Below are 16,477 nucleotides of genomic sequence, written 5' to 3'. Positions count from 1 at the left end.
CGAGTCGTAATTCCCAACACTTCAGACAAGTGTAAATTGAGTAGTATAATAGGATTGACTTGATGGGTGGAAGAGAACAACTGTGAAGTTTCCGGAAATGAATTATTGAACGTCCTGATTTCGGCCGTCTGGAAGCAGAATTTCGTAAGTTGGTCCATGAGTTTGCTCATGCAACGTCCGCTGAAGAACAAGAAAGCCTAATTCATCAATTAAATCAAATTCGCTCCGATGTCAGTTCGATGTACACCATCGCGCATATTCGAAATACAATCAACACCCAAGATGAGTTTTACAAGACAGAACATCAATTTTTCGATCAGAACTTGCCTCGAATGGAAGCCCTGGAAAACGAATTTTACCATGCACTGGTTGGATCAACTTATCGAGTTGAACTTGAGAAACAATTCGGAACGCAACTATTTCAAATTGCCGAATTGGCTATTCATATATTTGCCCCAGACATCGTGGAGGATCTACAAGAAACGAATCAACTGTCTACAGAATACAATAATCTACTGGCATCCGCCCAAATCGATTTTTAACGGCCAACAGTTGAATCTATCTCAACTTGGAAAATTTCTAAATTCTCCGGACCGGGACGTTCGCCAGGCGGCCAACAAAGCAAAGTACGGATTCTTTTCGGCACACGCGGAACAATTGGATCACATATACGATGGCCTGGTACGCGCCAGAACGACTATCGCCGGGAAAGTCGGGTACCGTACATTCACAAAGCTAGGTTACGCACGACTGAAACGGACCGATTACGGGCCCGATGAAGTTTCGCTGTTCCGTGAGCAAGTGAAGCAGCGCGTCGTACCTCTGGCAGAAAAGTTGAAAGAGCGTCAAAGACAGTGGATCGGGGTCGATACACTCCGCTATTTTGACGAAGGAATCAACTTCACGTCGGGTAATCCGGCACCGAAGGGGAATTCAGAGTGGATTCTCGCTCGTGGGCAGCAAATGTATAAGGAACTTTCCCGGGAGACAGACGAATTCTTCAACTTATGCTGGACAATGAGCTACTAGATTTGTTGAGTAAGAAGGGGAAGCGAGTAGGCGGGTACTGCACCATCATCAGCGGAGCAAAATCGCCATTTATCTTCGCAAACTTTAACGGTACGGCGCACGACGTCACGGTCTTGACGCACGAGGCAGGTCACGCGTTTATGGCATACATGGGACGGGATGTCACGACACCCGAGTATAAGTTTCCAACATTAGAAGCTGCAGAAATTCGCCTTTTGAAGACGGGTGCGTTGAGTCGGTGGTAAAAGAGATCGAACAGTGGCTCGACAGTACAGATGATACAAACTTATAACGTGCTCCCCCGAGGGGGGGTTGATGCCATTCATTTCGAGCACCATGACTTTCGTGAATGCGAACCATATCGTAAGGTGGGCTTATCCACCACCTTACGACCCTATACAAATTGGGCTAGTTACCCGCGAGCAGAGGTAGTTTCATGGCGAAAATTGTAGACAGAGCGCTGGGTGGCGTAGGTTCATGTCAATCCCTGTCAGATCCGTTCGAAGAATCTTATTTTTTGAGAAATATCACCCGATCTGTTTACTCGTTCAACGCCAGCTTTGCCATGTGCAGGATAGTCGTCAATGATTTCGCCCCTGCGATAAACCTGGCAGGATGACAAAAAACGGCATCGTCGGCACCGGTTAATGCGTTCAGTTCATCCCCCTCTGTGCCAGCCCAAGATTCTGGTAACGGCTTTCGTGCTTCGAAGGAACCGAGTGATTTCGGAACGACCTGTAATCTGTATTCTCCAGATCTGTCTGGGAAAATGACATATAAGACCTCTGAATTGACATCAAGTTCAAATAAGGTGTCGGTCCAAGGACAGAAAGTGTCCAGAACCAGTAGTGCCTTGTCGCTCCGGTGCTCATAAGCCTCTTTGACGACGGCTGTTGCCTCGATACGACCAATTTCCGACTTGATCTGATTGACTAAAATTTGTGTCGCAAAGGAAACAGCATCCTGGAATGCGAAATTTTCGTCTGCGTCTGAATTCCAGGGTGGGTTGAAGCCTCCGACCAGTTCCGAAACTCCTTTGATTCTCGCATCTTTTTCGAGGTCGATTCCATTGTCGATGGCGTCGATGGCCTGTATTAGCTTTTCGTCGATGATATCCGTCAAACTATCGCTATTTTCTTCATTACACCCCAGGTGTCGAACTACCTTGGTGCCGAAGTCGCGCCAGACGAGCCCAGCACTCGCGTAGGGAAGGCCATTTTCGCGGAAGACTTTGTCAGTTGTGTGGTGATCGTATTCACCACGGCCCACGTCTACAATGATATCGCACTGGGACAACACCTCGGGCTCTCTTGAACGGACAATTCTTGCGTCTGGGTATAGTTGTTTTAACATGGCCACGGCAAAAACTTCATCAGCGTGAAATTTGCCGTGGTGGGTTCCGATAACCAAGATGTGTTGCCTCCTAGCCGACGAGTCGGGCAAAGTTGTCGATTCGTTCTCTTATCATACCAAGCGGTCATAGAACGACGCACGCTTTTATTAATTTAACTTGTCCAGAACGTGACGGGTTATAGGTCACCGCGTGGGAACCCGAGTTTCTCATTGGTGTACTGTAGAATCCCCAACTTTTCACATCCTTATTTCGGTACGTCCGTCGTGTCATTTCACAGTTCATGCACCTCTATAGTACACTGACCTTGGACGACCGGGAGATTGGTCTGCAGTGATCCGTTTTTGGCTTCTCCGTAGCGGTACAAGGAGACATTCATCATATTCATATAATAAGGAAGAAAACCGATATGGTGACCCGCGCGTCGGCACCGTGCGTTGGAAACGACAGGGCTTCAGTGTGACTCGATGATCCACCGGGTTACGCCCGATCTCGTCGTGATCGACAAAACTCGTCATAAGTCGGGTTTGCAATGATTTTTGTTCCGGTGATAATATGGGTTGAACCAGGACTTCCTGGAGCCACCACGGGGTGAGACGAACAAGGAGGAGACGTTGTGGCCGATTATTTAGTGATCGTCGAATCGCCCGCGAAGGCCAAGACTATCGGTAAGTACTTGGGGAAGCGATATGCGGTTAAAGCCTCCATGGGACACGTTCGGGACCTGCCGAAATCACAGCTCGGTGTCGACGTGGAGCATGGATATGAGCCTAAATATATAACCATCCGCGGTAAAGGCGACGTCATTAAGTCTTTGCGCACGGCGAGTAAGAAAGCGAAGAAAGTCTTTCTTGCAGCCGACCCTGATCGTGAAGGGGAAGCGATTGCATGGCATCTACAACACATTTTGGAGTTGAATCCGGACGACCAATGTCGTGTTGTCTTTCACGAAATCACGAAGGATGCCGTTAAAAACGCTTTTAAGAGTCCCCGCAAAATCGACATGGATCTGGTCAACGCTCAACAGACTCGCCGTATTCTCGATAGACTCGTGGGTTATCGGCTGAGTCCTTTATTGTGGCGTAAGGTAAAAAAAGGGTTGTCGGCGGGGCGTGTTCAGTCTGTGGCTGTGCGCTTAATCGTGGATCGGGAAAAAGAAATTCGAAAGTTCCAACCGGAGGAGTATTGGACGGTGGACGTGACATGTCCTGTTGACTCCAAGAAGCTTACCTCCCGGTTTTATGGATACGACGAAGTAAAGACCCCACTGCCGAATGAGGAGGCAGTCAACGAGCTGCTCAAACGTATTGAGGGTCAACCCCTGAATGTTCGCAAGGTGAAAAAATCAGAGCGCAGGCGCAACCCTGCCGCTCCCTTTACAACGAGCAGCTTACAACAGGAATCTGCGCGGAAACTTGGTTTTCGTGCTTACAAAACGATGGCCGTTGCACAGCAATTATACGAAGGTTTGGATATCCCTGGCGAGGGGACGGTCGGTTTGATCACGTACATGCGTACTGATTCAACTCGGATCGCAGAGTCAGCTCAGAGCGAGGCACGCGATTATATTCGTTCCGAATTTGGCGCGCCGTATGTTCCGGATAAACCGCGCCAGTACAGTAAGAAGGACGACGCCCAGGACGCGCATGAGGGTATCCGTCCCACATCAACGCTTCGTCACCCAGAGCAGATAAAGGACCATTTGTCCCGAGATCAGTATCGATTGTACAAATTGATTTGGGAACGTTTTGTAGCTAGCCAAATGGCGTCCGCAGTGTTGGATACGACGTCAATTGATTCAGAGGCAAACGGTGCATGGTTTCGGGCAACTGGCTCTGTTATTCGCTTTCCTGGGTTCATGGCCGTGTATATCGAAGGCAAGGACGACGGGGATGAGGATGAGGACAGCAAGCTGTTGCCGCCAGTAAGTGAGGGGCAAGTGTTAAAACAGTCGAAAGTCGTGCCCGAACAACACTTTACCCAGCCACCACCGCGATACAGTGAATCGAGTCTCGTGAAGGCCATGGAGGAACTTGGTATTGGTCGTCCGAGTACGTATGCCCCGACCATCGACACCATCTTGAAGCGCGGCTATGTGCTTCTCGAACAGAAGCGATTTATCCCAACTGAGTTGGGTGAAATCGTCGTCGAGCTTCTGGTGGAAAACTTTAATCAGTTGATCGACGTAGACTTCACGGCGAATCTGGAGGGTGAACTCGACTCTGTGGAGGAAGGGTACGCTGACTGGGTCAAATTGCTGGATGGATTTTACAACCAATTCGAGCGGGATCTGGAGCATGCAGAAGAATCGTTGGAACATGTGGAACTAAAGGACGAGGTTTCTGATATCCCCTGTGAAAAATGTGGCAAGATGATGGTCTATAAAAACGGACGCTATGGAAAATTTCTTGCTTGTCCCGGGTTTCCAGAATGCCGGAATACGAAAGCCATCACGAAGGAAGTGGGCGTGAACTGCCCGAAATGCGGGAAACCGCTTCTAGAACGGCGTGGCAAGCGCCGAAAAGTGTTTTACGGCTGTAGCGGCTATCCAGACTGTGATTATGTGTTGTGGCAGAAACCGACCGGACAACTGTGCCCTATCTGTGAACATCCAATGGTTGAGAAGCACGCTAAGGGTAAAGTGAGTGTTGTTTGCAGCAATGAGAAGGCTCACCCACATGCAGCCCCACTGGAAGAGTCGGAGAAGCGGAAGTCGTCTTAAGTCGAAAGCGGATTAGTACTATAGAAGGAAGGGGCAATTGTCGTGCGAGATCCGAACGTTACCGTGATTGGTGCGGGTTTGGCGGGCTCTGAGGCCGCCTGGCAAGCAGCCGAACGGGGTGCGAAAGTAACATTGTATGAAATGCGCCCTGTCAAACAAACGCCTGCGCATCACACACAAGAGTTTGCGGAACTGGTGTGTACGAATTCATTGCGCGCAAACAGTATCACAAATGCAGTCGGCCTGTTAAAGGAAGAAATGCGGCGACTCAGTTCTGTTATCATGCGAGCTGCCGATGAGCACAGCGTGCCGGCTGGTGGTGCACTTGCGGTGGATCGAGAACAGTTTTCGCGACGGGTAACGGAGCTTGTCAGCGGTCACCCGAATGTTGAAGTTCGACGTGAAGAAGTGGCAAGCATTCCAACCGATGGTATCACGGTTGTGGCAACAGGTCCGTTGACATCAGAATCGCTGTCGAGCGACATTCGCGAGTTTATTGGCCAAGACTATTTATACTTTCACGACGCCGCGGCACCGATCATCACCAAGGACTCCATTGACATGGAAAAAGTATTTTTACAATCCCGATACGATAAGGGAGAAGCAGCGTATCTAAATTGTCCGATGACGGAAGAGGAATTTGAGGCCTTTTACGACGCCTTGATTCACGCTGAAAAGGCATCGCTGAAAGACTTCGAAGACGAGAAATACTTTGAAGGGTGCATGCCCATTGAAGCCATGGCGGAGCGGGGCAAGCAAACGCTTCTGTTTGGTCCCATGAAGCCCGTTGGGTTGCGCGACCCGAAGACAGGGAAACGTCCCTATGCGGTTGTTCAACTCCGTCAAGACAACGGGGCTGCCACATTATTCAACATGGTTGGCTTTCAGACGCATCTGAAGTGGGGCGAACAAAAACGTGTCTTTGGGTTGATTCCAGGCTTGGAAAACGCCGAGATCGTCCGCTATGGCGTCATGCATCGAAACACATATGTCAACAGCCCACAGATCCTGCGGCCCACCTATCAGACGAAGGCAAGAGAGAACCTGTTCTTTGCGGGTCAGATCACGGGCGTTGAAGGGTATGTTGAGTCGGCCGCTGCAGGGTTGATTGCCGGAATAAACGCTGCGCGTGTCGCATCTGCAATGGAGCCCATCGTTCTCTCTCCCGTTACGGCGATTGGAAGTTTGGCCCACTATATCACGCATACATCAGCAGCGAACTTTCAACCCATGAACGCAACATTTGGGCTCATTCCTCCGATGGAGGTCCGGTTTAAAGATAAACGCGAACGCAATCAGGCTTACGCGGACAGGGCGCTTACAACCCTGGCTGATCAAATTGAAGCAATGAAGGTGCAATAGTCATGGATCTTGACGACTGCAAGCAGCGTTTTCTCGAGGCCCGGAAGCATAAGCTCAGCCCGAGGTCACTCCTAGCGTACGGGAAAGATTTGGACGCCTTGATTGCTTATATGAAAGAGCAGGGCATTTCGAATGTCGAGGATATCACGGTTCGCTCCCTGCGTTCTTTTTTGGCTAGTGAGATGACTCGAGGTCTGAGCAAGTCAAGTGTGGCTCGACGAATGTCTTGCTTTCGTTCGTTCTTTGATTTTCTTGAGGGGCAGGAACTGGTGGATTCAAATATCCCTCGTTCTTTGGCTCTACCCAAGCGGGATAAAACGATGCCGCGGTACTTCTACCAAGAGGAGGTTGCCGCACTTCTCGATCAGATTTCGGGGGACGACTTTGCAGCCTGCCGAGACAGGGCACTCCTGGAGTTTTTGTACAGCACCGGGGTGCGCGTGAGCGAATGTGTTGCACTGGATCTGGACGACGTATCTATAACAGATGGTCTCGCGCTCGTGTTCGGTAAGGGTGGCAAGGAACGGTATGTCATCGTTGGCAACCATGCTCAGAGTGCACTGAAGGCGTACCTCGAACAGCGTAGCACGCGAAGCTCCGGGACGGCTTTGTTTCTCAACCAGCGTGGTGGCCGCTTGACGGATCGCAGTGTGAGAAGGATATTGGAACGACGGATCAAAGAGGTTCCTGGATTGCGAACGTTGAGTCCACATGGACTGCGGCACACATTTGCCACTCATCTCCTAGATGGCGGAGCCGACTTGCGAAGTGTACAGGAGTTGTTGGGGCATAGCAGTCTCTCTAGTACGCAGATCTACACGCATACGACGCGGGAACGGCTCACTCGTGTTTATCAGGATGCCCATCCGCGTTCCGAGCGAAGAAAAGACTGAAAGGGGAGAAAGACATGGAACAAACGCTTCACGCGACGACGATATTTGCTGTGTTGAAAGACGGCAAGGGTGCCATGGCGGGTGACGGTCAAGTTACGCTCGGCAACAGCATGATCATGAAGCAGGGCGCGCGCAAAGTCCGCCGCCTCTATCACGGGAAGGTGGTCGCCGGGTTTGCTGGCTCTGTGGCAGACGCATTCACCTTGTTTGAGAAATTTGAAAAGCGTCTTGAGGAATATCAGGGCAATCTCCAAAGAGCAGCCGTTGAGCTTGCGAAGGAGTGGAGGTCAGACAAAGTTCTCCATAAGCTCGAAGCTATGCTCTTGGTTTTAGACGCGCAGGACTTGTTTATTGTTTCCGGCGGCGGTGAAGTGATCCAACCGGACGATGGCATTTGTGCCATTGGTTCAGGCGGTGCCTACGCACTTTCGGCAGGGCGTGCCTTGGCGCGCAACACGGATATGACGCCTGCTGATATTGCGAAACAAGCGCTGCAAATCGCGTCTGAAATCTGCGTCTTTACGAATGACCATATTATCGTCGAAACGGTCGAATAAACGGGAGGGACAGATATGAGCTTGGAACGAGAATTGACACCCAGACAGATTGTGGAACATCTCGACAAGTACATTGTTGGACAACGTCCAGCGAAGCGTGCTGTTGCGGTCGCACTGCGAAATCGATCACGACGGGCACAATTACCACCAGACCTCCAGGCTGAAGTCACCCCAAAAAATATTCTCATGATTGGACCCACGGGTGTAGGTAAGACAGAAATTGCACGTCGTTTGAGCAAACTCGTGGGCGCCCCGTTTATCAAGGTCGAGGCGACAAAGTTCACGGAAGTCGGCTATGTGGGTCGAGATGTTGAAGCGATGGTTCGCGATCTCGTCGAAACAGCAGTTCGCATCGTCAAAGCGGAACACGCAGAAAAGGTGAAGACCGAGGCTAACGAGCGTGCCAATGACCGGATCGTGGAAGCGCTCGTACCCGACCCGAACGCACGCAAGAACATGCGAAATCCACTTGAGATGCTGTTTGGTGGTGGTGCTGGCACGGCGGATCGGAACAATCACGAACCAAGTTCCGAATCTGTTCGCGAGGAACGTCGTCGTACCAAGCACAAGTTGGATATGGGTGAATTGGAAGATACGTATGTGGAGATAGATGTGGAGGAATCATCCGCCTCGATGCCGATAGGCTTTATGCCCGGAATGGGCGCGGAGAGCCTGGGTAATTTGCAAGAAGCGCTCGGCAACCTTCTGCCGAAGCAAACCCGCAAGCGGAAGATGACTGTACGCGAGGCTCGCAAGGTACTGGCTCAGGAGGAAGCGCAGCGACTGATTGATATGGATGCAGTCACGGCAGAGGCCATTTACCGCGCGGAAAACCACGGTATTATCTTCATCGACGAAATGGATAAAATCGCGGGTAAGGAGCAACGGGGTGCGGATGTTTCACGAGAAGGTGTACAGCGAGACATTCTCCCAATTGTGGAAGGGTCAACGGTTTCCACTAAATACGGAGCTGTCAAGACAGACTATATGTTGTTCATCGGTGCTGGCGCATTTCACGTTGCGAAACCGTCTGATTTGATTCCAGAATTGCAGGGACGTTTCCCGATTCGTGTCGAACTGGAGGCTTTGACCTCTGACGACTTTATTCGGATTTTGCGTGAACCGGAGCATTCGTTGCTCAAACAGTATTCGGCGCTCTTGGAGACAGAGGGCATCCATGTTCAATTCACGGATGATGCCATTGTGCGCATCGCAGAAATGGCACAGCAGGTGAATCAGGACACGGAAAACATCGGGGCCCGACGGCTTCACACATTAGTGGAAAAAGTCCTGGAGGATTTGTCGTTCGAGGCGCCTGACGTGACAATGGAGTCGATTTCGATCACGGCACAGTATGTAGACGAGAAGTTAGCCTCCATTGTAACGAATCGCGATATGAGTCAATTCATTTTGTAAAACAAGTTAATAAATTGGACACTTTCTTAGGCAGTGGCGTTGCGACAGCATTCGTCACTGCTTATTTTGTGTCAAACACGGAAATTCCAATGAATAATAACTTTAAACTGCGGATCCTGGGAGGATTATGACAAAAATCGACGAATTATAACCATGTTGTCGAATAAAAACCAGGTTACGGGTGGGGTTCCTCATATGAACACGATGCAATTGCTTCAATTGTCGTTAGATACGGCTTCAATGAGGCAGCAGGTATATGCGAACAACATAGCGAATGCCGAGACGCCAAACTACAAGCGGCAGGATGTCGCATTTGAAACGTATTTTCAGCAGGCACTTGAAAATGCACCGCAGGCAAAACCTGGTGAGTATCATATTCCAATTCCGGCGTTAAACGGGAACTCATCGACCATTCCAGATGTTCAACCAACGATTGTAACTGATGAGACGTCAAAGGTTGATAACAACGGAAACAACGTCGATCTGACATCTGAAATGACGAACTTGGCGGAGAATCAAGTGCGGTATAACGTGCTTGTGCAGGACGTTACGGATCGATTGCAAAGACTACGCACGGCCATACAAGGGAGCTGATCTGCATGTTTGATTCGTCCAGTATGAACATTAGTGCCAGTGGGCTGAATGCGAATCAGTTGTGGATGAACGTCATCTCCAACAACATTGCGAATGCAAATACGACGCGGACACCGCAGGGTGGACCGTACCGCCGAGAGATCGTGAACTTTGCTCCCTCTTCCCAGCCAACCAGCTTTCAAACTGTTTTAGGCCAGACGATTGGGTCACAGGATGGTGGTGTTCAAGTGTCTTCGATCAGTCAAGACACGAGCCCGCTCAAGCTCGTTTATGACCCAACGAACCCTGATGCAGTAAATGGCTATGTTCAGATGCCGAATGTCGATATTTCTACGGAAATGGTCGACATGGTTACGGCGTCTCGTGCTTATGAGGCAAACGCGACGGCGTTTGACGCAGGCAAACAAATGGAAATGACCGCGCTCAGTCTCGGTCGTTAAGAGAAAAAAGCTAGAGGTGGATAAATAACATGGGTGTGCAGGGAATACAGGCTGTATCGAATGTAGTGTCCGGACAGCCGCTTCAGCCATCATCAACTGTATCTGGACAAGGCCCCAGTTTTGCGGACTTTCTCGGGCAAGCACTCGATAAAGTCAATCAAATCAGCCAGAATGCCGACCAATTAGCGCAATCCTATGCAACAGGAGGACAAGTCACAGCGGCTCAACTGATGATTGCAGAACAGCAAGCGTCTCTCGCCGTCGACACAGTCGTTCAAGTTAACAACCGGGTTCAACAAATGTACAGCACCATGATGAACATGCAAGTTTGACCGACATAGAGTGAGGGTGAACCAACTTGAACGAAACCCTGCGTGGGACTTGGACGCGGGTAGTCGACCGCTGGAAAGGTATATCACCGAACATGCGCCGCAACTTGGTTGTCGTCGTCGTGGCGGCGGTCGCTGCACTGTCTGCTATCATTTGGATCGTTTCACGTCCGCATTACGTAACCATTATGAGCGGACTGGATGATAAGTCGCTAGGTCAGGTCGAAACCCAGCTCCAGCAACTGAAAATCCCAGATCAAATCCAAGGAAGCTCTGTCCTTGTACCCGCAAATCAGGCTAACCAAGCGCGTGTCCAACTCGCGATGGCTGGCCTGCCTCAGTCTGGGTACATTGGCTATTCCGGCGTCGGAACGTCAATTGGTATGACTCAGGATCAATTCAATATCCAAGTTCTCGATGCTTTGCAGCAGAGTATGAACGCCACGATTTCGAGCATCGATGGAATCGAGTCTGCTCAGGTGCACATTGTCATGCCACAACAGCAACTGTTTGTCACGCAGCCTACAACGGATGCAAAGGCTTCAGTATTCGTCACACTCGGGCCGGGTGTCCAACTGTCGTCGGCCCAAGTTGCGGGGATTCAACAACTTGTGGCGCATTCCGTTCAGGGCTTGTCTGTCGATAACGTCTCCGTAGTTGATCAGAACGGCAACACCTTGTCCGGTACTTCGAGTTCGGATCCTGCTGTAGGCGGTGCCAGCACCGAACTCGGCATGCGAGAAAAAGTCGAAAATGACATGACCCAAAAGCTGAATGCTGGTCTGCAACAAATTGTCGGACCTGGGAACGCGGTTGTTGTCGTTCGTGCAAACGTTACGTTTAATCAGACGACGAGCAACTCGCACACGTTACAAAATGCACCTGGTTCAACCAACGGTTTTGTAACGAGTCAGCAAACGAACAAATCACAAAGTAACTCAACAAACGGAGCAGGTGGTCCAGCGGGTCAAGCCGGAACAAATCCAAATAACCCGACGTACACTGCGGGCAATGGTTTTGGTGGCAATTCGACGTCGTCGCAAACGCAGACAACGACGAACTATGACTACAGCTATACGAATCAGCAGACCACATCCGACCCCATGCAGATTCAGGGCTACAGCGTAGGCGTCATATTAAACAGTAACGATAAGTCGATTAATGCAGCCGAAGTCAATCAAATTAAATCGTTCGTCACAAATGTCGTGGGACAATCGCCAACACAAGGCGCGAATAATGTCGCTGTGTCAAGTGTCCCCTTTAACCAGGCGCCGACAACGGGATTGCAGTCTTCTAAATCAAATTACCTGCTCTATGGTTTAGGGGCGTTTGTCCTGCTGTTGTTAATAGTGGGTGTTCTGATGTGGCGTCGTCGTCGGGCAAAGACTGAATCAATGGATGTGGTCGCTCGCGTCCAAGACGCGTACCAGAATGAACTTCAGGAACTACCGCCTACCGAAGACGAAGTCGTTCGTAACCAGCTCGTTGGTCTAGCTGAGCAGCGCCCTGATGAGTTCGCAAGTTTGCTCCGTACTTGGCTGAGCGAATGATTGGGTGTTAGAGAAAGAAAACGTGGGGCTTGGAGGTGATGAGTGTGCAACGACAACAGACGTTATCCGGTCGGCAAAAGGCAGCAGTTTTGCTCATTGCCCTTGGGCAGGACGTCGCGGCAAGTGTTTTTCAGCGACTGTCACAGGAGGAAGTTGAACAGTTGACGTTTGAAATTGCTAATGTTAGCAAGGTCAATTTGGAATCACGTGAAGCCATTCTTGATGAATTCCGTAGCCTTGCGATGGCTCGTGAATATATCCAGACGGGTGGTATTGATTACGCGCGTAATGTTCTTGAACAAGCCCTCGGCACGCGTGAGGCGGAAGATGTTCTTTCTCGGTTAACCTCTGCATTGCAAGTTCGGCCCTTTCATTTCGCTCGTAAGGCCGATCCCAACCAACTTCTTGGATTCATCCAGGATGAGCATCCGCAAACTGTGGCTTTGGTCCTTTCATTTCTGGAATCGGAACAGGCAGCTATGATTCTATCGGCCCTTCAGCCTGATCTACAGGCGGATGTCGCTCGCAGGATCGCGACGATGAAGGGTACATCGCCTGACGTGATCGCGGAAGTAGAAGATATTCTCGAATCCAAGTTGTCCACGATGACATCGATCGACAGCGCCCAGGCGGGTGGTATCGAAGCGGTTGTTGACATTCTCAATGGAGTCGACAGATCAACCGAGAAGACCATTTTGGAGCAATTGTCCGTCAAGGATCCCGAATTGGTAGAGGAAATCAAAAAGCGAATGTTCGTCTTCGAGGACATTATCTTGCTCGACAGTCGTGCGATTCAACGCGTCATTCGCGATGCCGACCCACGAGATTTACAGTTGGCACTCAAAGTCGCGCGGGATGACGTCAAGGAAGTCATCTTTAGCAATATGTCAAACCGGATGTCCGAGTCTTTCCAGGAGGACATGGAGTATATGGGACCTGTGCGTCTGCGCGACGTAGAAGATCCGCAACAGCGCATTGTAGGTGTAATCCGACATCTCGAGGAACTGGGCGAAATCGTTATTTCCCGTGGTGGAGGTGATGACATCATTGTCTAAAGTGTTGAAGAGGTCTAACTCGGAGTGGCTTGACGCAGGAGTGCAGAGAATTCCCCTCGCTCGAGTTCCAAAGGAAATCGGGTTTCTGGCCTCCGGCGGGCGAGCGGATCCAGACTTGGATCTGCAAGATGTTGACGTGGACGCGTTGATACAGGAGGCGACGGAACGAGCTGATGAAATGCTGGCCAGTGCCCAAGTTCGTGCGGACGCTATGGTGAACGAGGCCACTGGAAAAGTGGAGGAAATTCGCCGTGCAGCTGAACAAAAGGGATATGAGGAAGGTCTGAAACGGGGACTGGCTGATGCAAAAATGGAGTTCGATGAGTGGAAGACAAGTGAACAAGAAAAATTGACCGAGCTCGCGGAGTCAGTTGAGGCGAGTCGACGGGAACAACTTGTCGCGCTCTCTCCGGTCCTGCATTCCCTGGCGATAGCCGTTGTGGAGAAACTGATTCATCGCGAACTGGAACTTGCGCCTCCGGATATCGGGTCCATCGTCGAGGATTTACTGTCGTATGTCATTCAAAGCACAACCGTTCAAGTACGGGTTCACCCAGATGACTACATACGTGCAAGGGAAGCACATCCGAAGTGGCAGATGATGAAGTACGGTGATTGGGAGATTTCGATAGTTCCTGATGCCTCGCTAGACCGCGGGGACTGTGAAATTCGTGGTGATACTGGGTATGTTGACGCAAAAATACAAACAAGATTAGACGAATTGCAACACGCACTCAGGGAGTTCATGAGTCGCCAGGGAGAGGCTGCAAGTGGAGCAGATTCTTAAACAGTTCACCGATACGCTCCCGGACCAAAAGCTGATTCGCTTGTACGGCAAGGTTACAAAGGTCGTTGGGCTGACCGTTGAATCAAGTGGCCCACAAGCCGTTCTGGGTGATTTGTGTTCGATCAGAGGCGGAAGAGCAGTGTGTCAGGCAGAGGTCGTGGGATTTCGTGAAGGCAAGCTAATTCTCGTACCCCTTGGGGAAATGGGTGACATCGGACCGGGTTCTGAGGTACTGGCACTTCACAACAGGCTGAGCGTACCGTGTGGACCAGGGTTGTTAGGCCGCATTTTGGATGGCCTAGGCCGCCCGATGGATGGTTTAGGACCAATTCGAAATGCCAGGCCGCGCGAAATTGAACAAGCGCCTATCGATCCGTTGCAGCGCAAGCGGATCGAACATCGCATTCAAACGGGTGTACGTGTCATCGACTCGCTATTGACGGTGGGCGATGGACAACGTGTCGGTATTTTTGCAGGTAGTGGTGTCGGGAAGAGCACCCTCTTGTCGATGATAGCGCGAGGCACTGAAGCAGACGTGAACGTCATTGCACTGGTCGGTGAACGAGGTAGGGAAGTACGCGAGTTCATCGAACGGGATTTAGGTGATGAAGGTTTAAGACGAAGTGTTGTCGTCGTCGCAACTTCTGATCAACCGGCTCTTATTCGGACCAAGGCTGCTTTTGTCGCTACGGCAATTGCAGAGTATTTTTCGGATGCCGGCTACCACGTCAATTTTATGATGGACTCTGTTACGCGCTTTGCAATGGCTCAACGAGAGGTAGGGCTAGCGGCAGGGGAACCGCCGACGGCGCGCGGATACACACCATCAGTCTTTGCGCTTCTGCCGAAACTACTCGAACGGACGGGGCCCGGTGTCCGAGGGTCGATTACCGCGTTTTATACGGTTCTTGTCGACGGGGATGATATGAACGACCCCATAGCCGACACGGTGCGCGGTATTCTGGACGGTCACATTGTGTTGTCGAGGAGACTAGCCAATGCAGGACATTTCCCGGCGGTTGACGTATTGAGTAGTGTCTCTCGACTTTTTTCGACAGTCGTAGACAAACAGCATCATCAGGCAGCCCAAATCGCGCGCGCATGGCTGAGTAAGTATAGGGACATTGAGGATCTATTGCGAATTGGTGCATATCGGCAGGGCACTGATGCTGAGACTGACTTGGCCATCGCAAAAATCCCGGAAGTCAATGCAATTTTAACGCAAGCAACAGATGACTTGACGAACATGGGTGAAACGCTTCAAAGCTTGAGTGCCGTAACGGGGGTGAGTGAATGAGTGAGTTTGCGGGCTTTGCTACTCGATTTCACAAGTTGAAACAGGACTTGCAGGAAATTGAAGAGTCTCGGTATGCCCGTTTGCGGCAACGAGAAACCCTCATTCAATCGGAGTGGAAAAAGGTTCACGAAGCTCAACAACAAAACCGTCTACTGCAAGCAAGAGCACAGGCTATCAACCTGTGGCATGCGTATGAGAAGTATCACGAGTCGCTCGAACAGCGCAAAATCGAGTTGGAACGTGAGTGGGAAGCGTTAAAAGAGCATGTTAGTGTCCAACAGGTGAAATTACAAGATGCGTACATCGAGCAGGAAAAGTGGTCTCAAATCGCTGATGATGTATTGGCGAAAGCTCATTTAGAAGAACTGCGAATTCAGCAGATCGAGGCGGATGACGAGGCCCTCAAACGCTTTCGAAAGGCGGATTTGTGATGGCGACCAAAGTGAATGGAACAGCAAAGCCTAAGCAGTCCGCTAAATCTGAGGGGAAAAGTGGCGCCCAACGGATTGTATGGATCGTATTTGTCGGGATCGTGCCCATCCTTGTCGCGGTGGTTGTTGTTGGCGCAGCTTTGCAATTTATCGGAGTTCCAGTGTGGAAGACAACCATGCAGGTTGTTGGTGTATCCCATACAAAGCCTGGTCCTTCTCCACTCGACGAGGCAAACACAAAATATCAAGATGCCCAGCAGCAAATCAACTCTCTGAAGTCGCAAAATGCGACGCTAGCTGGAAAGAATCAAGCGCAACAGGGTCAAATTACAGCACTTGAAACACAGATACAGACCTTGCAAAAGGAACTCCAAGTTCAAGGAGACCATTTCCAAGCTGGTGAAAAGGAAGCAAAGGTGCTTGCTCAAATGGACCCTCAAGCCGCTGCCACCGTCCTACAGAAACTTGGGTCGGACGGCGCAGGATGGGTTGTGGCGGCAATGGGTCCAGACGTATCCGGCCCCATCCTGCAAGCCGTTCCTGCGGATTTTGCAACGGCCGTGCTTCAAAAGGCTGCGACTGATCAGGTGACGGCCAGCCAATCATCAACGAATTCCACGACAAACGGGACGGGACAGTAGCTTTGTTGTTTGTACTTAACCGT

At 50.6% G+C, this 16,477-nt stretch carries 18 protein-coding genes; 17 read left to right on the top strand and 1 reads right to left on the bottom strand.

The window, feature by feature from the left end; translation table 11 throughout:
- Window positions 1-149: 149 nt before the first annotated feature.
- From NZD86_RS14040 to NZD86_RS14030, 3 genes are read left to right on the top strand one after another with little or no spacing between them, the layout of a single operon-like run.
- Window positions 150-542 carry a gluzincin family metallopeptidase gene (locus NZD86_RS14040; RefSeq protein WP_268042643.1) on the top strand — a complete coding sequence of 131 codons (393 nt, stop codon included), beginning with the start codon at window positions 150-152 and terminating at the stop codon, window positions 540-542.
- Between the two features lie 10 nt (window positions 543-552).
- Complete coding sequence (locus NZD86_RS14035) at window positions 553-1,029, top strand: gluzincin family metallopeptidase (RefSeq protein WP_268042641.1); 477 nt, start codon at window positions 553-555, stop codon at window positions 1,027-1,029.
- Window positions 1,008-1,274 carry a M3 family metallopeptidase gene (locus NZD86_RS14030; protein WP_268042639.1) on the top strand — a complete coding sequence of 89 codons (267 nt, stop codon included), beginning with the start codon at window positions 1,008-1,010 and terminating at the stop codon, window positions 1,272-1,274. The genes NZD86_RS14035 and NZD86_RS14030 overlap by 22 nt, the downstream gene beginning before the upstream one ends.
- A 295-nt stretch (window positions 1,275-1,569) precedes the next feature.
- On the opposite strand, the gene NZD86_RS14025 is transcribed toward NZD86_RS14030, so the two are convergent.
- Window positions 1,570-2,439: an MYG1 family protein gene (locus tag NZD86_RS14025; RefSeq protein WP_268042637.1), complete on the bottom strand. Its 870-nt coding sequence runs from the start codon at window positions 2,437-2,439 to the stop codon at window positions 1,570-1,572.
- 557 nt (window positions 2,440-2,996) lie between these two features.
- Here NZD86_RS14025 and topA point away from each other — a divergent pair.
- From topA to NZD86_RS13955, 14 genes are all read left to right on the top strand, one after another.
- Window positions 2,997-5,102, top strand: coding sequence for a type I DNA topoisomerase (gene topA, locus NZD86_RS14020; RefSeq protein ID WP_268042635.1), 2,106 nt, complete (start codon window positions 2,997-2,999; stop codon window positions 5,100-5,102).
- A 42-nt stretch (window positions 5,103-5,144) separates the two neighbouring features.
- Entirely contained in the window at window positions 5,145-6,464 is a 1,320-nt protein-coding gene (gene trmFO, locus NZD86_RS14015; RefSeq protein ID WP_268042633.1) for an FADH(2)-oxidizing methylenetetrahydrofolate--tRNA-(uracil(54)-C(5))-methyltransferase TrmFO, read from the top strand.
- A 2-nt stretch (window positions 6,465-6,466) separates the two neighbouring features.
- Complete coding sequence (locus NZD86_RS14010) at window positions 6,467-7,357, top strand: tyrosine recombinase (RefSeq protein ID WP_268042631.1); 891 nt, start codon at window positions 6,467-6,469, stop codon at window positions 7,355-7,357.
- Between the two features lie 14 nt (window positions 7,358-7,371).
- Window positions 7,372-7,914, top strand: coding sequence for an ATP-dependent protease subunit HslV (gene hslV, locus NZD86_RS14005; RefSeq protein ID WP_268042629.1), 543 nt, complete (start codon window positions 7,372-7,374; stop codon window positions 7,912-7,914).
- A gap of 15 nt (window positions 7,915-7,929) precedes the next feature.
- Window positions 7,930-9,330 carry an ATP-dependent protease ATPase subunit HslU gene (gene hslU, locus NZD86_RS14000; RefSeq protein WP_268042627.1) on the top strand — a complete coding sequence of 467 codons (1,401 nt, stop codon included), beginning with the start codon at window positions 7,930-7,932 and terminating at the stop codon, window positions 9,328-9,330.
- A gap of 195 nt (window positions 9,331-9,525) precedes the next feature.
- Window positions 9,526-9,924 (top strand): flagellar basal body rod protein FlgB, encoded by a 399-nt coding sequence (gene flgB / locus NZD86_RS13995; protein ID WP_268042625.1) that lies wholly within the window; start codon window positions 9,526-9,528, stop codon window positions 9,922-9,924.
- A 5-nt stretch (window positions 9,925-9,929) separates the two neighbouring features.
- A complete protein-coding gene (gene flgC, locus NZD86_RS13990; protein WP_268042623.1) occupies window positions 9,930-10,364 on the top strand; it encodes a flagellar basal body rod protein FlgC in 435 nt (144 codons plus the stop codon).
- 29 nt (window positions 10,365-10,393) lie between these two features.
- On the top strand, window positions 10,394-10,696 hold the full coding sequence (locus tag NZD86_RS13985; protein WP_268042621.1) for a flagellar hook-basal body complex protein FliE: 303 nt from the start codon (window positions 10,394-10,396) through the stop codon (window positions 10,694-10,696).
- A gap of 26 nt (window positions 10,697-10,722) precedes the next feature.
- Complete coding sequence (fliF, locus tag NZD86_RS13980; protein WP_268042619.1) at window positions 10,723-12,243, top strand: flagellar basal-body MS-ring/collar protein FliF; 1,521 nt, start codon at window positions 10,723-10,725, stop codon at window positions 12,241-12,243.
- A 38-nt stretch (window positions 12,244-12,281) separates the two neighbouring features.
- A complete protein-coding gene (fliG, locus tag NZD86_RS13975) occupies window positions 12,282-13,298 on the top strand; it encodes a flagellar motor switch protein FliG (protein WP_407655166.1) in 1,017 nt (338 codons plus the stop codon).
- Window positions 13,282-14,085, top strand: a complete 804-nt coding sequence (locus NZD86_RS13970) for a FliH/SctL family protein (RefSeq protein WP_268042612.1) — start codon at window positions 13,282-13,284, stop codon at window positions 14,083-14,085. The genes fliG and NZD86_RS13970 overlap by 17 nt, the downstream gene beginning before the upstream one ends.
- On the top strand, window positions 14,069-15,382 hold the full coding sequence (locus NZD86_RS13965; protein ID WP_326492568.1) for a FliI/YscN family ATPase: 1,314 nt from the start codon (window positions 14,069-14,071) through the stop codon (window positions 15,380-15,382). Before NZD86_RS13970 ends, NZD86_RS13965 begins: the two co-directional genes overlap by 17 nt.
- Window positions 15,379-15,813 carry a hypothetical protein gene (locus tag NZD86_RS13960; RefSeq protein WP_268042610.1) on the top strand — a complete coding sequence of 145 codons (435 nt, stop codon included), beginning with the start codon at window positions 15,379-15,381 and terminating at the stop codon, window positions 15,811-15,813. Before NZD86_RS13965 ends, NZD86_RS13960 begins: the two co-directional genes overlap by 4 nt.
- Window positions 15,813-16,454 carry a MotE family protein gene (locus NZD86_RS13955; protein WP_268042608.1) on the top strand — a complete coding sequence of 214 codons (642 nt, stop codon included), beginning with the start codon at window positions 15,813-15,815 and terminating at the stop codon, window positions 16,452-16,454. The genes NZD86_RS13960 and NZD86_RS13955 overlap by 1 nt, the downstream gene beginning before the upstream one ends.
- Window positions 16,455-16,477: the final 23 nt, after the last annotated feature.

The organism is Alicyclobacillus dauci, from assembly GCF_026651605.1.
GTDB lineage: Bacteria > Bacillota > Bacilli > Alicyclobacillales > Alicyclobacillaceae > Alicyclobacillus > Alicyclobacillus dauci.
Note: the sequence above shows the minus strand (reverse complement) of the source record. Positions and strands in the feature narration are given on the sequence as shown.